This window comes from Priestia sp. SIMBA_032 (assembly GCF_046535215.1).
In the GTDB taxonomy this organism is placed as follows: Bacteria; Bacillota; Bacilli; order Bacillales; family Bacillaceae_H; genus Priestia; species Priestia aryabhattai.
On sequence record NZ_JAWRXD010000714.1, the window covers coordinates 1 to 270 of the forward strand.

Consider the following 270-nt stretch of genomic DNA (forward strand, 5'->3'; position numbering starts at 1 on the left):
CCCGCATACGCGAAGCGCAAGAGACAGGACTTGTCTACGCTAATCTCAGCAGGCATTCCTAGAAAAGGCGCGCTACGCGTCATGGGACCAGTACCCATCTTTCGATGCAAGCTTTCAGGACAAGGCTGGAACGAACGCACTGCAAACGTCCTTAAAGGGCCCACGGCCGCCGCAGTAGGTCGGGACGGGTGACATGTTCACAGCGTTCAGGGCCGATGCCTGTTCGAAATAACGTCCCCTTTGTATCGCATTCCCTGGTTACCACCATTG

Annotated in this window: 1 protein-coding gene; it reads left to right on the forward strand. The window is 55.9% G+C overall.

What is annotated here, in order from left to right; translation table 11 throughout:
• Window positions 1-30: 30 nt before the first annotated feature.
• Window positions 31-192 carry a hypothetical protein gene (locus SB717_RS36135; protein WP_410907816.1) on the forward strand — a complete coding sequence of 54 codons (162 nt, stop codon included), beginning with the start codon at window positions 31-33 and terminating at the stop codon, window positions 190-192.
• Window positions 193-270: the final 78 nt, after the last annotated feature.